The following is an 18,307-nucleotide window of genomic DNA, read 5'->3' as shown; positions in this document are numbered from 1 at the left end:
GTTATATTCGGCGCCCGGCCCAAGCCGGCGCCCGATCCAATTAGCTTGCGACGATGTTGACCAGTTTGCCGGGCACGACGATCACTTTGCGGATCGTCAGGCCATCGACGAAGCGCAACACGTTTTCATTGGCCCGTGCGGCGGCTTCGATTTCTTCGCGAGTGGCGGCGGCTGGCATTTCGATCTGGCCGCGCAGCTTGCCGTTGACCTGGATGACCAGGGTCAGGCTGTCCTGCACCAGCGCGGTTTCGTCCACCACCGGCCAGCTGGCGTCAATCACCGGGTCAGCGTGGCCCAGGCGGTTCCACAGCTCGTGGCTGATGTGCGGCGTGATCGGAGCCAGCAGCAGCGTCACGGCTTCCAGACCTTCGTGAACCAGTGCGCGATCCTGTTCGGTGCCTTGCGCGGCTTTTTCCAGGACATTCATCAGCGTCATCACCTGGGCGATGGCGGTGTTGAATTTGTGGTTCTGGCCGACGTCATGGCTGGCCTGCTTGATGGCCAGGTGGATCGAACGGCGAACGGCTTTCTGCTCGTCGTTCAGGCCGGCGACGTCCAGTTTGCCCGGCAGGCCCTGAGTGACGTGGGCTTGAGCCAGACGCCAGACGCGCTTGAGGAAGCGGTGCGAACCTTCGACGCCGGAGTCGGACCATTCCGCGCTCATGTCGGGTGGCGAGGCGAACATCATGAACAGGCGGCAGGTGTCGGCGCCGAACTGGTCGATCATCGACTGCGGGTCGACGCCGTTGTTCTTCGACTTGGCCATCTTCTCGGTGCCGCCGATTTCCACCGGCAGGCCGTCGGCGATCAGTTTGGCGCTGATGACCTTGGCTTTGCTGTCGCGTTCGAGTTCGACGTCGGCCGGGTTGTACCAGGTGTAGGCACCGTTGGCTTCGCGACGATAGTAAGTCTCGGCGATCACCATGCCTTGGGTCAGCAGGTTCTTGAACGGCTCGTTGGAGCTCACCAGGCCTTCGTCACGCATCAGCTTGTGGAAGAAGCGCGCGTAGAGCAGGTGGAGAATGGCGTGTTCGATGCCGCCGATGTACTGATCCACCGGCAACCAGTGGTCAGCCGCGGATTTTTCCACCAGGCCGCCTTCATAGTGCGGCGAGGCGTAGCGGGCGTAGTACCACGAGGACTCGACGAACGTGTCCATGGTGTCGGTTTCACGCCGGGCCGGCGCGCCGCATTTCGGGCAACTGCATTCGTAGAACTCGGGCATGCGCGCCAGGGGCGAGCCGGCGCCGTCGGGTACCACGTCTTCGGGCAGGACCACGGGCAGTTGATCTTCCGGTACCGGTACGTCACCGCAAGTATCGCAGTGCACGATCGGAATCGGGCAGCCCCAGTAGCGCTGGCGGCTGATGCCCCAGTCCCGCAGGCGGAACTGGGTGCGGGAGGCACCGAGGTTTTTCTTGATCAGGGCCACTTCGATGGCGTCGAACGCGCCGGGGAAGTCCAGGCCGTCGAACTCGCCGGAGTTGATCAGTTCGCCGTGTTCGCCATAAGCGTCCTGCCATGGCGCCGGGGTCTGGTCACCGGCGCTGGTACGCACCACGGCCTTGATCGGCAGGTTGTACTTGTGGGCGAATTCGAAATCGCGCTCGTCGTGGGCCGGAACAGCCATGACGGCGCCGTCGCCGTAGTGCATCAGCACATAGTTGGCGACCCATACCGGGAGTTTTTCGCCGGTGAGCGGATGCTCGACGAACAGCGAGGTCGGCAGGCCTTTCTTCTCTTGAGTGGCGACATCGGCTTCCGCGACGCTGCCACCTTTGCATTCGGCAATGAACGCCTGCAGCTCGGGGTTGTTGCGGGCGGCCAGGGTCGCCAGCGGATGCTCGGCGGCCACGGCGACATAGGTGGCGCCCATCAGGGTATCCGGACGGGTGGTGAAGACTTTCAGATTGCCCGCTTCGCCAATGGAGGCGACGTCGTAGGGGAACTGCACTTCCATGCCCCGGGACTTGCCGATCCAGTTGCGCTGCATGGTCTTGACCTGTTCAGGCCAGCCGGTCAGCTCGTCGAGACTCTCCAGCAGTTCATCCGCGTAGGCGGTGATCTTGAAGTAGTACATCGGGATTTCGCGCTTTTCGATCAGCGCGCCGGAGCGCCAGCCGCGACCGTCGATCACCTGCTCGTTGGCCAGTACGGTCTGGTCCACCGGGTCCCAGTTCACGGTGCCGTTCTTGCGGTAGATCACACCTTTTTCGAACAGGCGGGTGAACAGCCATTGTTCCCAGCGGTAGTAATCAGGCTTGCAGGTGGTGACCTCGCGGGACCAGTCCACCGCCAGGCCCAGGCTGCGCAGCTGGGTCTTCATGTAGGCGATGTTTTCGTAGGTCCACTTGGCGGGGGCCACGTTGTTCTTCATCGCGGCGTTTTCCGCCGGCATGCCGAAAGCGTCCCAACCCATGGGTTGCAGGACATTCTTGCCTTGCATGCGCTGGTAGCGGGAGATCACATCGCCGATGGTGTAGTTGCGCACATGCCCCATGTGTAGCTTGCCGCTGGGGTAAGGGAACATCGACAGGCAGTAGTAAGTCTCCTTGCCTGGCTGTTCACTGACTTCAAAGGACTTTTGCTCGTCCCAGAACGACTGGGCGGCGGCTTCGATTTCACGGGGCTGATAGTGTTCGTGCATGGCTACTTTTGTACTGAATGGGGTGGCCCAATCCTCTTCGTTGCCATGCTGGACGCAGACGACGCCTGATGCGGCGTTTTCGATGCCCAGCCGAGCTGGAAGTGGAGTTACAGGAAGCGCCGTAGCATACATGACCGTGCTCTGCCGAGGGAAACCCTGATTGCGTGCCGGGGCATTGTCGATACCCGGTGACGGCCGCTGTTCAGGGCCGTTGGTCGCGGCGCCCTGCCGGTTTGCCCAGCGAAGCTAAGCTTCTCAATGGGGAGTGAGTCTTATCTTCAATGAGGTGAGGGATGGTTGAATCACAACGTAAAGTAACTACACCTGAGTTGTACGAAAAACTGATCGATCGTCTCGGGGTGGCCCTGGACGCTGCAAGAACCGCCGGTCGCTTGCGCGATGAACGCCCGGCAGAGCTGGAACTGCGTGGCTTGACCCCCGCAGAGTTCGAGCTGGTCAAGGCTTACCTTGAGCAGGTCGGGCATCAAGCCCCCACAAGTGGGGCTCAGCTACTCAAGCGCCTCGATACGCCCCGTTCGGCCAAGGTTGTATGGCTCAAGGATCGGACGCCCACCAGGGATGCTGTAAAAGTCCGGTCACTGCAGTTCAAGTAAAGCCGGATTCACGCTTGTCGCTTTTTTTGGTTCAAGGTTATTTCGAATCTGTTGTCGCTTTGCGTCAACCCACCTAGGCTTCGGGCATCTATGGAGATGCCCGATGCCGTTTCGCTATTTCATCAAACAACTTTTATTGCCGCCCGGCATTCTTTTGCTGTTGTTGGTGCTTGCCTGGTGGTGGCGCAACTCCCGGCCGCGCCTGGCTCGCCTGTGTTTCATTGCAGGGGTGGGCGGTTTCTGGCTGATGAGTTTGCCTGTGGTGGTGCAATGGAGCGCCAAGGCGCTGGAGCGCGAGCCACCGCTGCCTCGCAGCGAATGGGTGACGCTGGCGCAACGTGCCGATGCCATCGTGGTGCTTGGTTCGGGCCGCGATCGCGGTGACCTGGCCTGGGGTACCGACCAGCCCACCGGCATCGGTCTGGAGCGCCAGCGGTATGCGGCGCGACTGGCCAAGGCATCGGGATTGCCGGTGCTGACCAGCGGCGGCTTGCACTATGGCTCCCCGCCGAGTGAAGCGAAATTGATGGCCGATTCGATGCTCGATGATTTTGGTGTCACCGTGCGCTGGCAGGAAGGGCGCAGTCGCACGACCTGGGAAAACGCCCAGATGAGCGCCGAGATGTTGCTGCCGCAGGGCATCAGACGAGTCGTGGTGGTGACCCATGCGTCGCACATGCCACGGGCAGTCTGGAGTTTCGAGCGCTCGGGGTTTGAAGTGGTTCCTGCACCGGTGGGCTTTCTGGGGCAGGACAATGCCCGCCCGCTGGGCGGCTGGATGCCGGAGTTCAAGTCGATCTGGCAATCGGGGCAGTTGATGAACGAGGCGGTGGGGCAGGTGGGGTATAGGTTGTTTTATCGTTGAAGTGTTCCCGGATCGTTCCCACGCTCCTGCGTGGGCACGCCTCAAGGGACGCTCTGCGTTCCAAGGCGGGCTGGCGTCGGCCACCAATGACGCGGAGCGTCACGGGCTGCATTCCCACGCGGAGCGTGGGAACGAGCAACCTTAAACCGTCTTGGCCATCCGTCCCGCCATCAACGCCCAGCCCAGCAGCAACACGCACACGATGATCAGCGGCCACGAGCGCCATTGCAGGTAGGGCGTCAGCCCGTGCATCGGCACCACTTCGCCGTACAGCACGCCACGCTCGAATTGCGGGATCTGTACGGTGATCTGGCCGAAGGGGTTGATCAGGCCGGTGACGCCGTTGTTGGTGGAGCGGATCATCCAGCGACCGGCTTCCAGGGCGCGCATCTGCGCCATTTGCAGGTGTTGCAGCGGGCCGATCGAGGTGCCGAACCAGGTGTCGTTGCTGATGGTCAGCAGCAGGTCGCTGCGCGCCGAGAGGCCAGCGGCGAACTCCGGGTAGACCACTTCATAGCAGATGAACGGCGCGATCTGGTAACCCTTGGCTTGCAGCAAAGACTGGTCGGCCGGGCCCCGGGCAAAGTCCGACATGGGGAGATCGAAGAACGCGATCAACCCCCGCAGAATGTCCTGCAACGGCACATATTCGCCAAATGGCACCAGTTTTTGCTTCAGATAAGTGCCGTCACCTTCACCGGTCACGGTGATGCCGTTGAAGTAACGCTTCTGCTGGTGCACCAGTTGGCGAATCGGAACGCCGGTAATCAGCGCTGAATTTCGCTCGGCGGCGAAGGTGCCCATCATGTCCAGATAGCCCTGGGCAGATTCCTTGAGCACCGGCACAGCTGTTTCCGGCCAGATCAGCAGGTCGACCCGTTTGGAGGCAAAACTCATGTCGCGGTACAACGCCAGTTGCGCGTTGAGTTGCTCGGGGTCCCACTTCATGCTTTGTTCGATGTTGCCCTGGATCGCCGCGACGCTCAGCGGATCACCCGAAGGGCTGGTCCAGGCATGGTCTTTGAGCGCCATGCCGGCGACCCACGGGCCGATCAGCAGGACCACGCCTGCTGCGATAAAGCCTTTGCGCCCGGCGCGGATCAACCGTGGCGCGTTGTACAGCAGCGCGGCGGTGAGGGCCAGGGTGAAGGAAATCAGCCACATCCCGCCCAGCGGCGCGAGGCCGGCCAAGGGGCCGTCAAGTTGGCTGTAACCGGAATACAGCCACGGAAACCCGGTGAGGAACCAGCCGCGAAAGGCTTCCTGGCCCAGCCACAGGGCGGCGAAGGCCAAGGCGTCGGCCAGCGGGGCTTCGTTACGCCGCAACCACCGGGCCCAGAGCCAGGCGGGCAGGGCGAAAAACCAGGCAATGGCGGCGATGAACAGCAGCATCAAGAAACCGGCGAGCAGCACCGAGGCGCCGCCGAAGTTGTGAATGCTGACATAGATCCAGCTGGTGCCGGCGCCAAACAGGCCGAAACCGAAGCACCAGCCACGGCCGAGGGCCTGGCGCGGTGAAAGCTCGCGCAGACCGGCATAGAACAGCCCGACCGCCAGCAGTGCCAGCGGCCAGATGTCGAACGGCGCCAGGGCCAGGGTGGTGATCGCGCCAGCCGCCATGGCCAGCAGGTTACCGGGCCAGCCGGGGCGGGTTGTCCAGCGCATGTGTGTCCTTAGCGGGTCTCGCAGGGTTTATCGGGCAATGGGTGACAGGCGCAGCAAGTGAATCCGACGGCTGTCGGCGTTCAGGATGCGAAAGCGCCAGGAGCCGATTTCCGTGGTTTCATTGCGCTTGGGCAGGTGCCCGAAAGCACTCATCACCAGGCCGCCGACGGTGTCGAACTCATCGTCGGAGAATTGACTGTCGAAAAACTCGTTGAAGTTCTCGATCGGCGTCAGGGCCTTGATCAGGAAGTCGCCGCTGGGCAGCGGCTTGATGTAGCTGTCTTCCTCGACGTCGTGCTCGTCTTCGATGTCGCCGACGATCTGCTCGAGCACGTCTTCGATGGTGACCAGTCCGGCCACGCCGCCGTATTCGTCGATGACGATGGCCATGTGGTTGTGATTGGCGCGGAATTCACGCAGCAGCACGTTCAAGCGCTTGGACTCGGGCACGAAGGTGGCCGGGCGCAGCAAGTCCTTGATGTTGAAACTGTCGCCGTTCTCCTGAAGGATCAGCGGCAGCAGATCCTTGGCCAGCAGCACGCCCATGACGTCGTCATGGCTCTCGCCGACTACCGGGTAGCGCGAGTGAGCGGAATCGACCACGGCGGGCAGGAATTCGCGAGGTGTCTGGGTCGCCTTGATGCTGACCATCTGCGAACGGGGGACCATGATGTCCCGCACTTGCAGGTCAGCGACCTGGATGGCGCCTTCGACGATGGCCAGCGCTTCGCTGTCCAGCAGTTTGTTCTGGTGTGCATCGCGCAGCAGCTCCAGCAGCTCCTGGCGGTTTTTCGGCTCATGGGCAAAAGCCTGGGTGAGCTTGCCCAGCCATGACTTCTGCCCGTTGCTCGATCGATCTTCGCTCATAGCGATTACTCTGAATCCTTTGTCGTTACAGGTTGATGTATCAGTGTTCGTCGCCGGCGTAGGGGTCGGGGTGACCCAGCTCTGCAAGCAACGTTCGTTCCAGCGATTCCATTTCCTCGGCTTCGTCATCTTCTATATGGTCGTAACCCAATAGATGCAAGCAGCCGTGAATCACCAGATGGGCCCAGTGGGCCTCAGCGGTCTTGCCTTGTTCGGCCGCTTCGCGCTCCACCACCGGGATGCAGATCACCAGATCGCCCAGCAGCGGAATGTCGAGCAGTTCGTCGGGCACGTCGGCGGGGAACGACAACACATTGGTGGCGTAGTCTTTCTGCCGCCAGGTGTGGTTCAGCTCGCGGCCTTCGGGCTCGTCCACCAGGCGGATGGTCAGTTCCGAGTCGGCGCTGCGCTGGCGCAGGGCCAGCTCGCACCATTGGCGTAACTGAGCCTCGCTGGGAGCGGGGCGTTCGCTGGCCAGTTGCAGGTCAAGTTCAAGCATCGTGGCGATTGCCCTTCTCAGCGGTCGCCAGCTCATCCTGATGATTCTCGAAGCGCTCGTAGGCTTCGACGATGCGCTGCACCAATGGATGGCGCACGACGTCCTTGGGCATGAAATGCGTGAAACTGATGCCCGGCACGTCCTTGAGCACCTGGATCACATGGTTCAGCCCGGATTTGGTGCCGCGGGGCAGGTCGACCTGGGTGATGTCGCCGGTGATCACCGCGGTGGAGCCGAAGCCGATCCGGGTCAGGAACATTTTCATCTGCTCGACCGTGGTGTTCTGGCTTTCGTCGAGGATGATGAAGCTGTTGTTCAGCGTACGGCCACGCATATAGGCCAGCGGTGCGACCTCGATGACCTGGCGTTCGATCAGCTTGGCGACGTATTCGAAGCCGAGCATTTCGTACAGTGCGTCATACAGCGGACGCAAGTACGGGTCGATTTTCTGGGCCAGGTCGCCGGGCAGGAAACCGAGTTTTTCCCCCGCTTCAACCGCCGGACGCACCAGCAGGATACGGCGCACCTGTTCGCGTTCCAGCGCATCGACGGCGCAGGCCACGGCCAGATAGGTCTTGCCGGTACCGGCCGGACCGATGCCGAAGTTGATGTCGTTGCCCAGGATTTCCTTCACGTAGCGCTGCTGATTCAAGCCGCGAGGGCGAATCATGCCTTTTTTCGTGCGCAAGGCCACGGCAGGTTCCGACGGAGCGTGGTTCTCGAGTTCTTCGAGGGCCGACTCCTGCAGGAACAGGTGGACGGTGTCCGGCGACAACTCGCTTCCCTTGGTTTCCCGATAGAGGCGGCGCAGCAGGTTTTCCGCGGAGGAGGTGTGCTTGGGTTCGCCGATCAGTTCGAACTGGTTTCCGCGGTTGCGGATCTCGATGGCCAGGCGCTGTTCGATCAAGCGCAGATGCTCGTCGAATTGCCCGCACAGATTGGCGAAGCGGCGAGCCTCAAAGGGCTCGAGAATGAAACGATGTGGTTCGATGGGTGCGTTCAAGGTCGTTTTTAGCCGCCCTGGGGCAATTAAGATGAAATCAAGGATAACGCCAGTAGGCTGGGTGCGAAAGCTCTTAAAGAGGCGAATCTGATCACAGGGTTGGCACAACCCATTGTGGGAGCGAGCCTGCTCGCGATAGCGGCGTCACATTCAACATCGATATTGACTGTCACGCAGCTATCGCGAGCAGGCTCGCTCCCACAGGAAACTTTGTGTTACTGGACCAACGAGCCGCGCAGGGAGTGCGGTTGCGCGGCATCGATGTGGACGTCGGCGAACTGACCGATCAGGGCCGGAGTGTCGCAGCGGAAGTTGACGATGCGGTTGTTTTCGGTCCGCCCTTGCAATTCGCCCGGGTCTTTTTTCGAGTAATCGGTCACCAGAATCCGCTGGACGGAGCCGACCATCTGTCGGCTGATCTCGAAACCTTGCTGGTTCAAGCGATGTTGCAAGGCGTTGAGCCGTTCTTTTTTCACCTCTTCTGGTGTCTCGTCCGCCAAATCGGCGGCCGGAGTGCCGGGACGCTGGCTGTAGACGAAGGAATAGGAAAAATCGAAACCCACGTCTTCGATCAGCTTCATGGTCTGCTGGAAATCCTTCTCGGTTTCGCCGGGGAAACCCACGATAAAGTCCGAACTGATGCAGATCCCCGGCACCGCCGCCCGCAGTTTGCGCAGCTTGGATTTGTACTCCAGCGCCGTGTGGTTGCGCTTCATGGCCGCCAGGATCCGGTCGGAGCCCGATTGCACCGGCAGGTGCAGGTGCTTGACCAGTTCAGGCACTTCGGCATGGGCCTGGATCAGGCTGTCGGAGAACTCCAGCGGGTGCGAGGTGGTGTAGCGGATGCGGTCGATGCCCTCCACGGCCGCCACCACGCGGATCAGCTCGGCGAGGTCGGCCAGGCGCCCATCGTGGGTCAGGCCGCGATAACCGTTGACGTTCTGCCCCAGCAGCGTCACTTCCCGCACGCCGTGTTCCGCCAGGTGGATGATTTCGGCAATCACGTCGTCGAACGGCCGGCTGACTTCTTCGCCCCGGGTATAGGGCACCACGCAGAACGTGCAGTACTTGCTGCAACCTTCCATCACCGACACGTAGGCGCTCGGGCCGTCGATACGGGGTTCGGGCAGGTGGTCGAATTTTTCGATTTCCGGGAACGAAACGTCGACCTGCGGCAGTTTGGTGATGCGCGCGGCGTCGATCATCTCCGGCAGACGGTGCAGGGTCTGCGGGCCGAAGACCACGTCCACGTAGGGTGCGCGGTCACGAATGGCAGCGCCTTCCTGGCTGGCCACGCAACCGCCCACGGCGATGACCATTTCCGGGTTGGCCAGTTTCAGTTCACGCCAGCGACCGAGCTGGGAGTACACCCGGTCCTGGGCGCGCTCGCGGATGGAGCAGGTGTTGAGCAGGATCACGTCGGCGTCTTCGGCACGGGCGGTGACTTCCAGGGCCTGGTGTTCACCCAGCAGATCGACCATGCGCGAGCTGTCGTACTCGTTCATCTGGCAACCGTGGGTTTCGATGTAAAGCTTCTTGGCCATGGACGGAGTCATCACGTGATTCAAAGAACCGCGCATTATAGGGAACAAGTCACCCGGTTCCTACCGCTGCGCGAGCAGTGGCTATGCTATAGTTCGCGCCCTCATTTTTACCCGCCGATGTATTTCGCCTGCCATGACCAAACGTGAAGCTCCAATCTACAAGGTGATTTTCCTCAACCAGGGCCAGGTGTTCGAAATGTACGCCAAGCAGATCTATCAAAGTGATCTGTGGGGCTTCCTGGAAGTCGAAGAATTCGTCTTTGGCGAGCGCACGCAAATGGTCGTCGATCCGAGCGAAGAAAAGCTCAAGGCGCAGTTCGAAGGTGTGGTGCGCAGCTTCGTGCCGATGCATTCGATCGTGCGTATCGACGAGGTCGAGCGCCTGGGCACCCCGAAAATCAGCGAAGCCCGCGGCGCGGTCGGCAATGTCATGCCGTTTCCGATGCCGATGCCTGAGAAGTAAGCGCCAAGACTGAGTTGCCCCCAATCGCGAGCGGGCTCGCTCCCACACTGGATCTTCTGTGTGCACATTATTTGTGAACACCCGGGATTAACTGTGGGAGCGAGCCTGCTCGCGATTAGGCTCTCAAGGCCGTGGTGGATTCAGGGCAGTGGCGAGAAGGGCGTGCGCCCGTCGGCGTTCTGCAATTCCATCAGGTATTTGCGGAAGATCTGCCCCAGCACCTGTGTCGCGACTTCCAGTTCGTCGCGGGGCATCTGTTCGGCGACTTCGTCGGCGGTGTCCAGGGCTTCTTCGGCGCCATTGACCGCCGCCATCTTCAAGACAATGTAGGCCTGCACGTTATTGGCCGGCACGCCTTCGCCATGGAAGAACATGCCGCCCAGCTTGTATTGCGCCTGGGCATGGCCTTGCAGTGAGGCTTTTTCGAAGTAGCTGAGGGCCAGTTTGAGGTCGCGCGGCGCAGCCTTGCCGTCGTAGTAGAACTCGCCCAACTCGTATTGCGCTTGTGCATCGCCCGCGTCCGCCGCTTTTTGACAGGCGTCGAGTGCCGGTGCGAGATCTTGTGGCTGGGTGTTGAGCGTGCAACGGCCCATCGCCGGGATCAACAACGAGTTGCCGCCTGCTTGTGCGTTCGCCAGCAGCGGCTGAAGGAGCAACAGGCAGCCCAGGGCAAGGGTGCGGCCGGTGCGGTTCATGGGAATCGACTTACCTCTGAGGGGCACGCGGACCCTCCGGGGGATCCAATAAGCGCGCATTATGAAATAAGCAGGGCCATCCTTACAAAGTCTTTACTCGTTTTTCTGCTGCGAGGGAGCGCTAACGGCAGCTTCGAGGGCTAATACGTAGGAAAAGGGGCAAGAGGTTGTCGTCAATCACTGACGCCAGCGTCAGCCGGCGTCAGTTATCCACAGGCTTACTTCAACGCGGCGAAGGCCCGCTCAGCGGCGTCGAGGGTGATCTTCAGCTCGGCCTCGCCATGGGCGATGGAGGTAAAGCCGGCTTCGAACGCGCTCGGAGCCAGGTACACGCCACCGTCGAGCATCAGGTGGAAGAAACGCTTGAAGCGGTCAGCGTCGCTGGCCATCACATCTTCGAAGGTCACGATGTCATCGGCGCCACTGAAGTACAGGCCGAACATGCCACCGGCCTGGGTGGTCACGAACGGAATGCCCGCTGCGTCGGCACGAATCTGCAAACCGTCGAGCAGACGGGTGGTGTAGTCGGTCAGCTCGGCGTGAAAGCCCGGGCGGCTGATCAGACGCAGGGTGGTCAGGCCGGCGGCCATGGCCAGCGGATTGCCTGACAGCGTACCGGCCTGGTAGACCGGACCCAGCGGCGCGATGCATTCCATGATGGCACGCTTGCCGCCGAAGCAACCGACCGGCATGCCGCCGCCGATGATCTTGCCGAAGGTGCTCAGGTCCGGTGTCACGCCGTAGTGGGCCTGGGCGCCGCCGAGGGCTACGCGGAAACCGGTCATCACTTCGTCGAAAATCAGCACCACGCCGTGCTGGTCGCACAGGCTGCGCAGGCCTTCGAGGAAACCCGGCGCCGGCGGTACGCAGTTCATGTTGCCAGCCACAGGCTCGACGATGATGCAGGCCACTTCTTGGCCGACTTCGCCGAGCATCTTCTCGACTTCTTCGAGGTCGTTGAACGGCAGGGTCAGGGTGTGCTTGGCAAACGCTGCGGGCACACCGGCCGAACTCGGTACGCCTTGGGTCAGCGCGCCGGAACCGGCCTTGACCAGCAGGCTGTCGGAGTGGCCGTGGTAGCAGCCTTCGAACTTGATGATGCTGTCGCGACCGGTGAAGCCCCGCGCCAGGCGAATCGCACTCATGGTTGCCTCGGTGCCGGAGCTGACCATGCGCACCATTTCCATCGACGGCACGATCGAGCAGACCAGGTCGGCCATCTCGGTTTCCATGGCGGTCGGGGCACCGTAGGACAGGCCATGCTGCAATTGGTTGCGCACCGCTTCCAGCACGTCCGGATGGCTGTGGCCGAGGATCATCGGGCCCCACGAACCGACGTAGTCCACATAGCGCTTGTCATCTTCGTCCGTCACGTACGCGCCTTCGGCGTGCTTGAAGAACAGCGGGGTGCCGCCAACGCTCTTGAACGCACGAACGGGGGAGTTCACGCCGCCGGGGATGTGCTTCTGGGCGTTGGCAAACAGGGTTTCGGAACGGGACATGGTTGGGCTCTCGAAATCGAAAAATTATTTGATCTGCAACAGATCGTTGAAGGCACGGGCGCGGCGCGTCACTTCCTGGGGGCTGTCGGCGCCGAACAGACCGTGGACCACGGCCAGCAGGTCGACACCGTGAGCCACCAGCGGGGCGGCGTTGTCCAGCGTGATGCCGCCGATGGCGCACACCGGTATATGCAGTTTGATCCGGGCCTGGTCGAGCAGTTCAAGGTTTGCACTGGGTGCGCCGGGCTTGGTGTTGGAGTTGAAGAAGCGTCCGAACGCGACATAGCTGGCGCCCTCGCTGGCGGCCTGTTCGGCCAGTTCCAGGCTGGAATGACAGGTGGAGCCGATGATTGCGTCGCGCCCCAGCAGAGCCCGTACTGGCGCCAGAGGGCCATCGGTCTGGCCCAGGTGAACGCCGACGCCCAGGCGCGCGGCCAGTTCGGCGTCGTCGTTGATGATCAATCGGGTCTTGTAGCGCTCGCACAGATTGCGCAGCGCTTCGGCTTCGCGCAGACGGCGGGCTTCGTCGCTGCTTTTATCACGGTATTGCAGCAGGGTGACGCCACCTTCCAGTGCCGCTTGCACATACGCGAGGAATTTGCCGGCCAGCAGTTGGCTATCGGTGATGGCGTAAAGGCCACGTAGTTTCATTCCACAGCCTCCGGGGCTACGAGCAGAAATCCAGCGGCAGGCGACGCGGGACGAACTGGCCTTTGCCCAGCTGTTCGGCATCGCGCAGGGTGCGCCAGGTGTAATCCAGTGCTGTCTTGACCGCGCTGGCGAGGTGTTCGCCCTGGGCCAGTCGTCCAGCCAGGGCGCTGGCCAGGGTGCAGCCGGAACCATGGTAGCTGCCGGGCAAGCGCTGGCAGGTGAAGGTTTCGCGGCGACCATCGCGGCTGTACAGGCGATTGTGGACTTCATGTTCGTCGCCGTGACCACCGGTGATCAACAGGTGTTTGACGAAGGGCAGCAGTTTTTCGGCGCATTCATCGGCGCTGCCCTCTGGCAGTTCGGCGAGGATGCGTGCTTCCGGCAGATTGGGGGTGGCGATGATTGCCAGGGGTAACAGGCGTTCGCGCATGGCGTAGCCGACTTCATCCTTGCCCAATCGTCCGCCGCCACCGGCACGCAGCACCGGGTCGCAGACCATGGGCAAATGCGGGTGCGCCTGCAGCAGTTCGACTACCGTGTCGACCATTTCCAGTGAGCCGAGCATCCCCAGCTTGACCGCCGCTACCTGCGAATCGTTGAGCACGGCATTGGCTTGCGCCAGCACCCACTCCCGATCGAGCACGCGGAAATCGCTCACGTTAACCGTGTCCTGCACGGTCAACGCGGTAACGGCCGGGGCGGCATGACAACCCTGGGCGAGCAGGGCTTCGATATCTGCCTGCAAACCGGCGCCACCACTGGGGTCGTGGCCGGAGAGACAGAGGACAACGGGGCGAGAGCTGTAGATATTCATGGTGCGCGAGCTTACCACCAAACCTGTTTTGTCGGTGGTCGGACTCTGAGGGTTTTATGCGGAACTGCTTGCTCTGATGATTGCTTTTGACCCACCCGTTGCCGACCTGACCAAAGCAACAGCTCTATCTCAATGCTTGGCGCTGGAACGCCCGTTCTAGAGCCATCTGTAGGAAAAATTTCAATGGTGCAAATTGGCCATCAGCGGCTATGCTAGAAATGGATCCAACCAATAACAGGTAATGCCGGTTTTACGTCTACTCAGGGAATGGGGGGCTTCCTGATTCAACCGGACAGGCCACGCTGGGGCTTAAATGCGCTATTTGCTGATGTTGCTGCTGTGCTTGCCCGCTTTGGCAAGCGCCCTCGAATTCGATGAATTCACCCAAAGCCTGCCCTTGGGCCATGCCCTGCAGGTGTTTGAAGACACCCACGGTACGGCTACCATCGACGACGTCCTGGCAGAGGCTGCGGCGGGTCACTTCAAGCCCCATGACAAGGCCACGCTGAACGCTGGTTATTCGCGCTCGGCATTCTGGCTGAAAATAGACCTGCACTACCGTCCCGGCAATCCGGACGCCCAACGCACCTGGTTGTTGGAGCTGGCCTATCCGCCGCTGGACCATTTGGATTTGTATCTGCCTGATAGCGCCGGGGCGTATCGCCTGGTTCGCCAGACCGGCGATGCCTTGCCGTTCGCCAGCCGTGAAATTCGCCAGAACAACTACCTGTTCAGCCTGGACTTCAAACCTGAACAACGCCAGGCCGTGTACCTGCGCCTGCAAAGCCAGGGTTCGATCCAGGCGCCGCTGACGTTGTGGTCGAGCACGGCCTATCTTGAGCAACAACCTGTGCGCTTGTACGTGTTGGGCACCATCTATGGCGTACTGCTGGGGATGCTGGTCTACAACCTGTTCATTTACCTGAGCGTGCGGGACACCAGTTACCTTTATTACATCGTTTATATCGCCTCGTTCGGCCTGTATCAGTTGTCGGTCAACGGAGCGGCCGTGGAGTATTTCTGGCCGGACAACCCCTGGTGGGCCAATGCCGCAACCCCCTTTTTCATCGGCTGTGCGGGTCTGTTCGGCAGCCAGTTTGCGCGCAGCTTCCTGCAAACCGCGCAACACAGTCGTTGGCTTGACCGGCTGCTGCTGGCGCTGATCGTCTACAGCGCGGTAGTGGTGGGCCTGTCGCTGATGACCAGTTACGCCTTGGCCTTGCGCCTGGCGACGGCATTGGCGCTGGTATTTACCGTGGTGATTTTCGCCGCCGGGCTGTTCGCCTGGTGGCGTGGCCTGCGGGTGGCGCGTTATTTCATCATCGCTTGGTCGGCGTTTCTGCTGGGGGGTGTGGTCAACACGATGATGGTGCTCGGTTATCTGCCGAACGTATTCCTGACCATGTACGCCAGCCAGATCGGCTCGGCCATCGAAGTAGCGCTGTTGTCCCTGGCCCTGGCCGACCGTATCAATGCCATGCGCGAGCAGCAGGCCCAGACGCTGTTTGACGCCGGGCAGAAACTTGAAGTGCTCAACCAGCAATTGGCCCATGGCAACAAACTCAAGGATGAATTCCTCGCCACCTTGACCCATGAGCTGCGCACGCCGATGAATGGCGTGATCGGTTCGCTGGAGTTGATGGAAACCGTCGAAATGAACGAGGAGCTGACCCAGTATCAACAGACCGCCGCAGGTTCTGCGCGGGACATGATGCGCATGGTTAACGGCATCCTCACCCTTACCGAGTTGCAGGCCGGCAAGCTCAAGGCCTATCCGGCGCCGTTCAGCCTGCGCGCGATGGTCGACGCCTTGCAGGTGCAGTTCGGTGCCAATGCGGCGGTCAAGAGCCTGGATTTCAAGGTCGACGTGGCACCCGGCCTGACGGACCGGCTGATCGGTGACAGTGGCAAGCTGGCCCAATGCCTGGAATGCCTGCTGGACAACGCCGTCAAGTTCACCCGCACAGGGGGCCTGGCGCTGCGGGTCAGTGGCAGGCCGTCGGGGCTCGATCGGCTGGTGCTGTCCTTTGCCGTGATCGACACCGGTATTGGTTTCACGGACCTCGGGGAGGCGAGCTTGTACCAGCGCTTCTTCCAGCTGGACGGTTCCATGACTCGGGAATACGGCGGTCTCGGCGTGGGGCTGGCGATCTGTCGGCAGCTGGTGGAGTTGCTGGGCGGACGCCTGACTCACACCTCCGAACCCGGTCGCGGCAGCCGATTCCAGTTGGATGTCGAGGTGGAAATGGCCGTGCCCGTGGAGGCGCCCACGCCATTTTCGTTCAGCCCGCGAGAAAGCGCGCGGTTGCCTCAGGATTGCACGGTGTTGCTGGCTGACGACAACAGCATTGATCTGCTGGTGATGCGCGGCATGTTGCTCAAGCTCGGTTACCGGGTGCGTACCGCCGACAGCGGCCGCGCGGCACTGGATATGCTGCAGGGCGAGAGTGTCGACGCCGTGCTGCTCGATTGCCAGTCGCCACCGCTGGACGGGGTGTCGGTCTGCTGTCAGATCCGTACGCTCGCCGGCTGCGAGGACCTGCCGGTGTTTGTGGTCAGTCCCAATCCGAATCACGAGCGCTGCACGTCGGGCGCGTTGACCGATTACCTGAGCAAACCGGTGAAATTCGAGGTGTTGCGCACGATTCTGCAACGGCGGGTACTTTGTCCAAAACAGGGTGAAAGCGCCGATATTTAGGCGGGTATGACACTTTGTTCGGCCCTGGGGCGGTGCTTAACTGAACCTCTGCTGGCCGACCAAGGAGCCCTGTCATGAACCTGCACCAGTTCGCCGAAACCCACGAGGTCACCAATCAGCCACCGTCCCTGGATGGCGCCAACCTCTATCGCATCGACCTGCCGCTGCAACAGTGGTCGCAGCGTTTTGGTGCGGGTTGGGCGCAAGGGCGGATCGATGCGTATGGCGCACTGGCCGGCGGGCCGCTGATGGAAGCGGGGTTTCTGGCGAACCAGAACAAACCGGTGTTTTCCAGCCACGACCGCTACGGTCATCGCATCGATCTGGTGGAATTCCATCCCGCTTACCACCAGTTGATGCGCACCGCCGTCGAGCATGGCTTGCCCAGCCTGCCATGGGCCCAGCCGCAACCCGGCGCCCACGTCGCCCGAGCCTCGATGACTTATCTGCACAGCCAGGCTGAAGCCGGCACCGGTTGTCCGCTGACCATGACCTTCGCCAGCGTCCCGGCGTTGCGTTTGCAACCGGACCTGGCCGAGCTCTGGGTGCCCAAAGCGCTCGCCACCGAGTACGACCCGCGAAACGTCGGCATGGCCCACAAGGCCGGGGTGACCCTCGGCATGGCGATGACTGAAAAGCAGGGCGGCACCGACGTGCGGGCCAACACCACCAAAGCTTATCCGGTGGGCGCCAGCGGTCCGGGCCAGGCCTATGAGCTGGTGGGCCACAAGTGGTTCTGCTCGGCGCCGATGTGCGATGCCTTTCTGACCCTGGCCCAGACCGACAAGGGCCTGAGCTGTTTCCTGCTGCCGCGCCATCGCCCGGACGACACCCGTAATCAGTTCTATATCCAGCGGCTGAAGAACAAGCTGGGCAACTGTTCCAACGCCTCCAGCGAAGTTGAATTCCGTGGGGCGCTGGCCTGGATGGTCGGTGAAGAAGGGCGAGGCGTGCCGACCATCATCGAGATGGTCGCCATGACCCGCTTCGATTGCATGGTCGGTTCCAGTGCTCTGATGCGCCAGGCCCTGACCCAGGCCAGCCATCACTGCGCGCATCGCAAGGTCGGTGGCAAGTTGTTGAGCGAGCAGCCACTGATGCAAAACGTATTGGCTGACCTGGCGCTGGAAAGTGAAGCCGCCCTCGCCCTGAGCCTGCGCATGGGCCGGGCGCTGGACCACTTGAGTGACGAACACGAGGCCAAGTTCGCGCGGCTGGTGACTGCGGTGGGCAAATACTGGATCTGCAAACGCGCCCCCGCGATGATCAACGAAGCCGCCGAATGCATGGGCGGCGCTGGTTATGTCGAAGACAGCATCCTGCCGCGCCTCTATCGTGAAGCACCGGTGAACTCGACCTGGGAAGGCTCCGGCAATGTACAGTGCCTGGATGTGTTGCGGGCCCTGTCCAAGGAACCGGGCGTGCTTGAAGTGCTGTTCGCCGAGATGGGTGACGGCCACGGCGACAAACGCCTGGCAGCCCACATCGATCGGTTGCACGCGGCGTTCAAGGATACCGCTGACATCCAGTACCGCGCCCGGCAATTGACTGAAGAGATCGCCATCGGCCTGCAAGCCAAGCTGCTGCTGGAAGCGGGCAACAGCGACGTCAGCGATGCCTTCATCGCCAGCCGCCTGGGTTCGGCTGGCCGGGCATACGGCGCCTTGCCCCGAGGCCTGAATGTCGAGGCCATCGTGGCACGCTCCACGCCCCAAGGTTTCTAAACGCCGAACCTGTGGGAGCGAGCCTGCTCGCGAAGGCGTAGGCACATCCAACATCT

At 61.7% G+C, this 18,307-nt stretch carries 15 protein-coding genes; 5 read left to right on the top strand and 10 right to left on the bottom strand.

Annotation, left to right across the window (positions count from 1 at the left end):
- Positions 1 to 40: 40 nt before the first annotated feature.
- Entirely contained in the window at positions 41 to 2,647 is a 2,607-nt protein-coding gene (gene leuS / locus MKS85_RS19510; protein ID WP_047229503.1) for a leucine--tRNA ligase, read from the bottom strand.
- Between the two features lie 293 nt (positions 2,648 to 2,940).
- Between leuS and MKS85_RS19505 the strand changes: the two genes are divergently transcribed.
- Positions 2,941 to 3,261 (top strand): hypothetical protein, encoded by a 321-nt coding sequence (locus tag MKS85_RS19505; protein ID WP_047229504.1) that lies wholly within the window; start codon positions 2,941 to 2,943, stop codon positions 3,259 to 3,261.
- 103 nt (positions 3,262 to 3,364) lie between these two features.
- Positions 3,365 to 4,126 (top strand): YdcF family protein, encoded by a 762-nt coding sequence (locus MKS85_RS19500; protein ID WP_139049086.1) that lies wholly within the window; start codon positions 3,365 to 3,367, stop codon positions 4,124 to 4,126.
- A 141-nt stretch (positions 4,127 to 4,267) separates the two neighbouring features.
- Here the strand turns inward: MKS85_RS19500 and lnt are convergent, their stop codons facing one another.
- From lnt to miaB, 5 genes are all read right to left on the bottom strand, one after another.
- On the bottom strand, positions 4,268 to 5,791 hold the full coding sequence (gene lnt, locus MKS85_RS19495; RefSeq protein WP_139049087.1) for an apolipoprotein N-acyltransferase: 1,524 nt from the start codon (positions 5,789 to 5,791) through the stop codon (positions 4,268 to 4,270).
- A gap of 27 nt (positions 5,792 to 5,818) precedes the next feature.
- Entirely contained in the window at positions 5,819 to 6,658 is an 840-nt protein-coding gene (locus tag MKS85_RS19490; RefSeq protein WP_025215634.1) for an HlyC/CorC family transporter, read from the bottom strand.
- A 40-nt stretch (positions 6,659 to 6,698) separates the two neighbouring features.
- On the bottom strand, positions 6,699 to 7,157 hold the full coding sequence (gene ybeY, locus MKS85_RS19485) for an rRNA maturation RNase YbeY (RefSeq protein ID WP_047229507.1): 459 nt from the start codon (positions 7,155 to 7,157) through the stop codon (positions 6,699 to 6,701).
- Entirely contained in the window at positions 7,150 to 8,160 is a 1,011-nt protein-coding gene (locus MKS85_RS19480) for a PhoH family protein (RefSeq protein WP_047229508.1), read from the bottom strand. Before MKS85_RS19480 ends, ybeY begins: the two co-directional genes overlap by 8 nt.
- A 215-nt stretch (positions 8,161 to 8,375) precedes the next feature.
- Positions 8,376 to 9,704, bottom strand: a complete 1,329-nt coding sequence (miaB, locus tag MKS85_RS19475) for a tRNA (N6-isopentenyl adenosine(37)-C2)-methylthiotransferase MiaB (protein WP_172833785.1) — start codon at positions 9,702 to 9,704, stop codon at positions 8,376 to 8,378.
- A 133-nt stretch (positions 9,705 to 9,837) separates the two neighbouring features.
- On the opposite strand from miaB, the gene MKS85_RS19470 reads away from it, so the two are divergent.
- Positions 9,838 to 10,167: a DUF1820 family protein gene (locus MKS85_RS19470; protein WP_016773045.1), complete on the top strand. Its 330-nt coding sequence runs from the start codon at positions 9,838 to 9,840 to the stop codon at positions 10,165 to 10,167.
- 140 nt (positions 10,168 to 10,307) lie between these two features.
- Here MKS85_RS19470 and MKS85_RS19465 read toward each other — a convergent pair whose 3' ends face one another.
- From MKS85_RS19465 to MKS85_RS19450, 4 genes are all read right to left on the bottom strand, one after another.
- The gene (locus MKS85_RS19465; protein WP_047229510.1) at positions 10,308 to 10,862 is read right to left on the bottom strand and encodes a tetratricopeptide repeat protein; all 555 of its coding nucleotides are present in this window, start codon (positions 10,860 to 10,862) and stop codon (positions 10,308 to 10,310) included.
- A gap of 218 nt (positions 10,863 to 11,080) precedes the next feature.
- Positions 11,081 to 12,364: a glutamate-1-semialdehyde 2,1-aminomutase gene (gene hemL / locus MKS85_RS19460; RefSeq protein ID WP_047229511.1), complete on the bottom strand. Its 1,284-nt coding sequence runs from the start codon at positions 12,362 to 12,364 to the stop codon at positions 11,081 to 11,083.
- Positions 12,365 to 12,388: 24 nt separating this feature from the next.
- Positions 12,389 to 13,015 carry a thiamine phosphate synthase gene (gene thiE, locus MKS85_RS19455; RefSeq protein ID WP_047229512.1) on the bottom strand — a complete coding sequence of 209 codons (627 nt, stop codon included), beginning with the start codon at positions 13,013 to 13,015 and terminating at the stop codon, positions 12,389 to 12,391.
- 16 nt (positions 13,016 to 13,031) lie between these two features.
- Entirely contained in the window at positions 13,032 to 13,829 is a 798-nt protein-coding gene (locus tag MKS85_RS19450; protein WP_076383510.1) for a hydroxymethylpyrimidine/phosphomethylpyrimidine kinase, read from the bottom strand.
- 313 nt (positions 13,830 to 14,142) lie between these two features.
- Between MKS85_RS19450 and MKS85_RS19445 the strand changes: the two genes are divergently transcribed.
- Together MKS85_RS19445 and MKS85_RS19440 are read left to right on the top strand one after the other, a co-directional pair.
- Positions 14,143 to 16,527 (top strand): hybrid sensor histidine kinase/response regulator, encoded by a 2,385-nt coding sequence (locus MKS85_RS19445; protein WP_188251958.1) that lies wholly within the window; start codon positions 14,143 to 14,145, stop codon positions 16,525 to 16,527.
- Between the two features lie 74 nt (positions 16,528 to 16,601).
- Complete coding sequence (locus MKS85_RS19440) at positions 16,602 to 18,251, top strand: acyl-CoA dehydrogenase family protein (RefSeq protein WP_188251959.1); 1,650 nt, start codon at positions 16,602 to 16,604, stop codon at positions 18,249 to 18,251.
- Positions 18,252 to 18,307: the final 56 nt, after the last annotated feature.

The sequence above is a fragment of the Pseudomonas sp. JL2 genome (assembly GCF_031570495.1).
Lineage (GTDB): Bacteria > Pseudomonadota > Gammaproteobacteria > Pseudomonadales > Pseudomonadaceae > Aquipseudomonas > Aquipseudomonas rhizophila.
This window is presented reverse-complemented; position numbering and strand designations above follow the sequence as displayed.

What these genes read in the sequence shown, in the direction of transcription:
- leuS (WP_047229503.1), bottom strand. Translation starts at nt 2,647, where the DNA reads ATGCACGAACACTATCAGCCCCGTGAAATCGAAGCCGCCGCCCAGTCG.
- MKS85_RS19505 (WP_047229504.1), top strand. Translation starts at nt 2,941, where the DNA reads ATGGTTGAATCACAACGTAAAGTAACTACACCTGAGTTGTACGAAAAA.
- MKS85_RS19500 (WP_139049086.1), top strand. Translation starts at nt 3,365, where the DNA reads ATGCCGTTTCGCTATTTCATCAAACAACTTTTATTGCCGCCCGGCATT.
- lnt (WP_139049087.1), bottom strand. Translation starts at nt 5,791, where the DNA reads ATGCGCTGGACAACCCGCCCCGGCTGGCCCGGTAACCTGCTGGCCATG.
- MKS85_RS19490 (WP_025215634.1), bottom strand. Translation starts at nt 6,658, where the DNA reads ATGAGCGAAGATCGATCGAGCAACGGGCAGAAGTCATGGCTGGGCAAG.
- ybeY (WP_047229507.1), bottom strand. Translation starts at nt 7,157, where the DNA reads ATGCTTGAACTTGACCTGCAACTGGCCAGCGAACGCCCCGCTCCCAGC.
- miaB (WP_172833785.1), bottom strand. Translation starts at nt 9,704, where the DNA reads ATGGCCAAGAAGCTTTACATCGAAACCCACGGTTGCCAGATGAACGAG.
- MKS85_RS19470 (WP_016773045.1), top strand. Translation starts at nt 9,838, where the DNA reads ATGACCAAACGTGAAGCTCCAATCTACAAGGTGATTTTCCTCAACCAG.
- MKS85_RS19465 (WP_047229510.1), bottom strand. Translation starts at nt 10,862, where the DNA reads ATGAACCGCACCGGCCGCACCCTTGCCCTGGGCTGCCTGTTGCTCCTT.
- hemL (WP_047229511.1), bottom strand. Translation starts at nt 12,364, where the DNA reads ATGTCCCGTTCCGAAACCCTGTTTGCCAACGCCCAGAAGCACATCCCC.
- thiE (WP_047229512.1), bottom strand. Translation starts at nt 13,015, where the DNA reads ATGAAACTACGTGGCCTTTACGCCATCACCGATAGCCAACTGCTGGCC.
- MKS85_RS19450 (WP_076383510.1), bottom strand. Translation starts at nt 13,829, where the DNA reads ATGAATATCTACAGCTCTCGCCCCGTTGTCCTCTGTCTCTCCGGCCAC.
- MKS85_RS19445 (WP_188251958.1), top strand. Translation starts at nt 14,143, where the DNA reads ATGCGCTATTTGCTGATGTTGCTGCTGTGCTTGCCCGCTTTGGCAAGC.
- MKS85_RS19440 (WP_188251959.1), top strand. Translation starts at nt 16,602, where the DNA reads ATGAACCTGCACCAGTTCGCCGAAACCCACGAGGTCACCAATCAGCCA.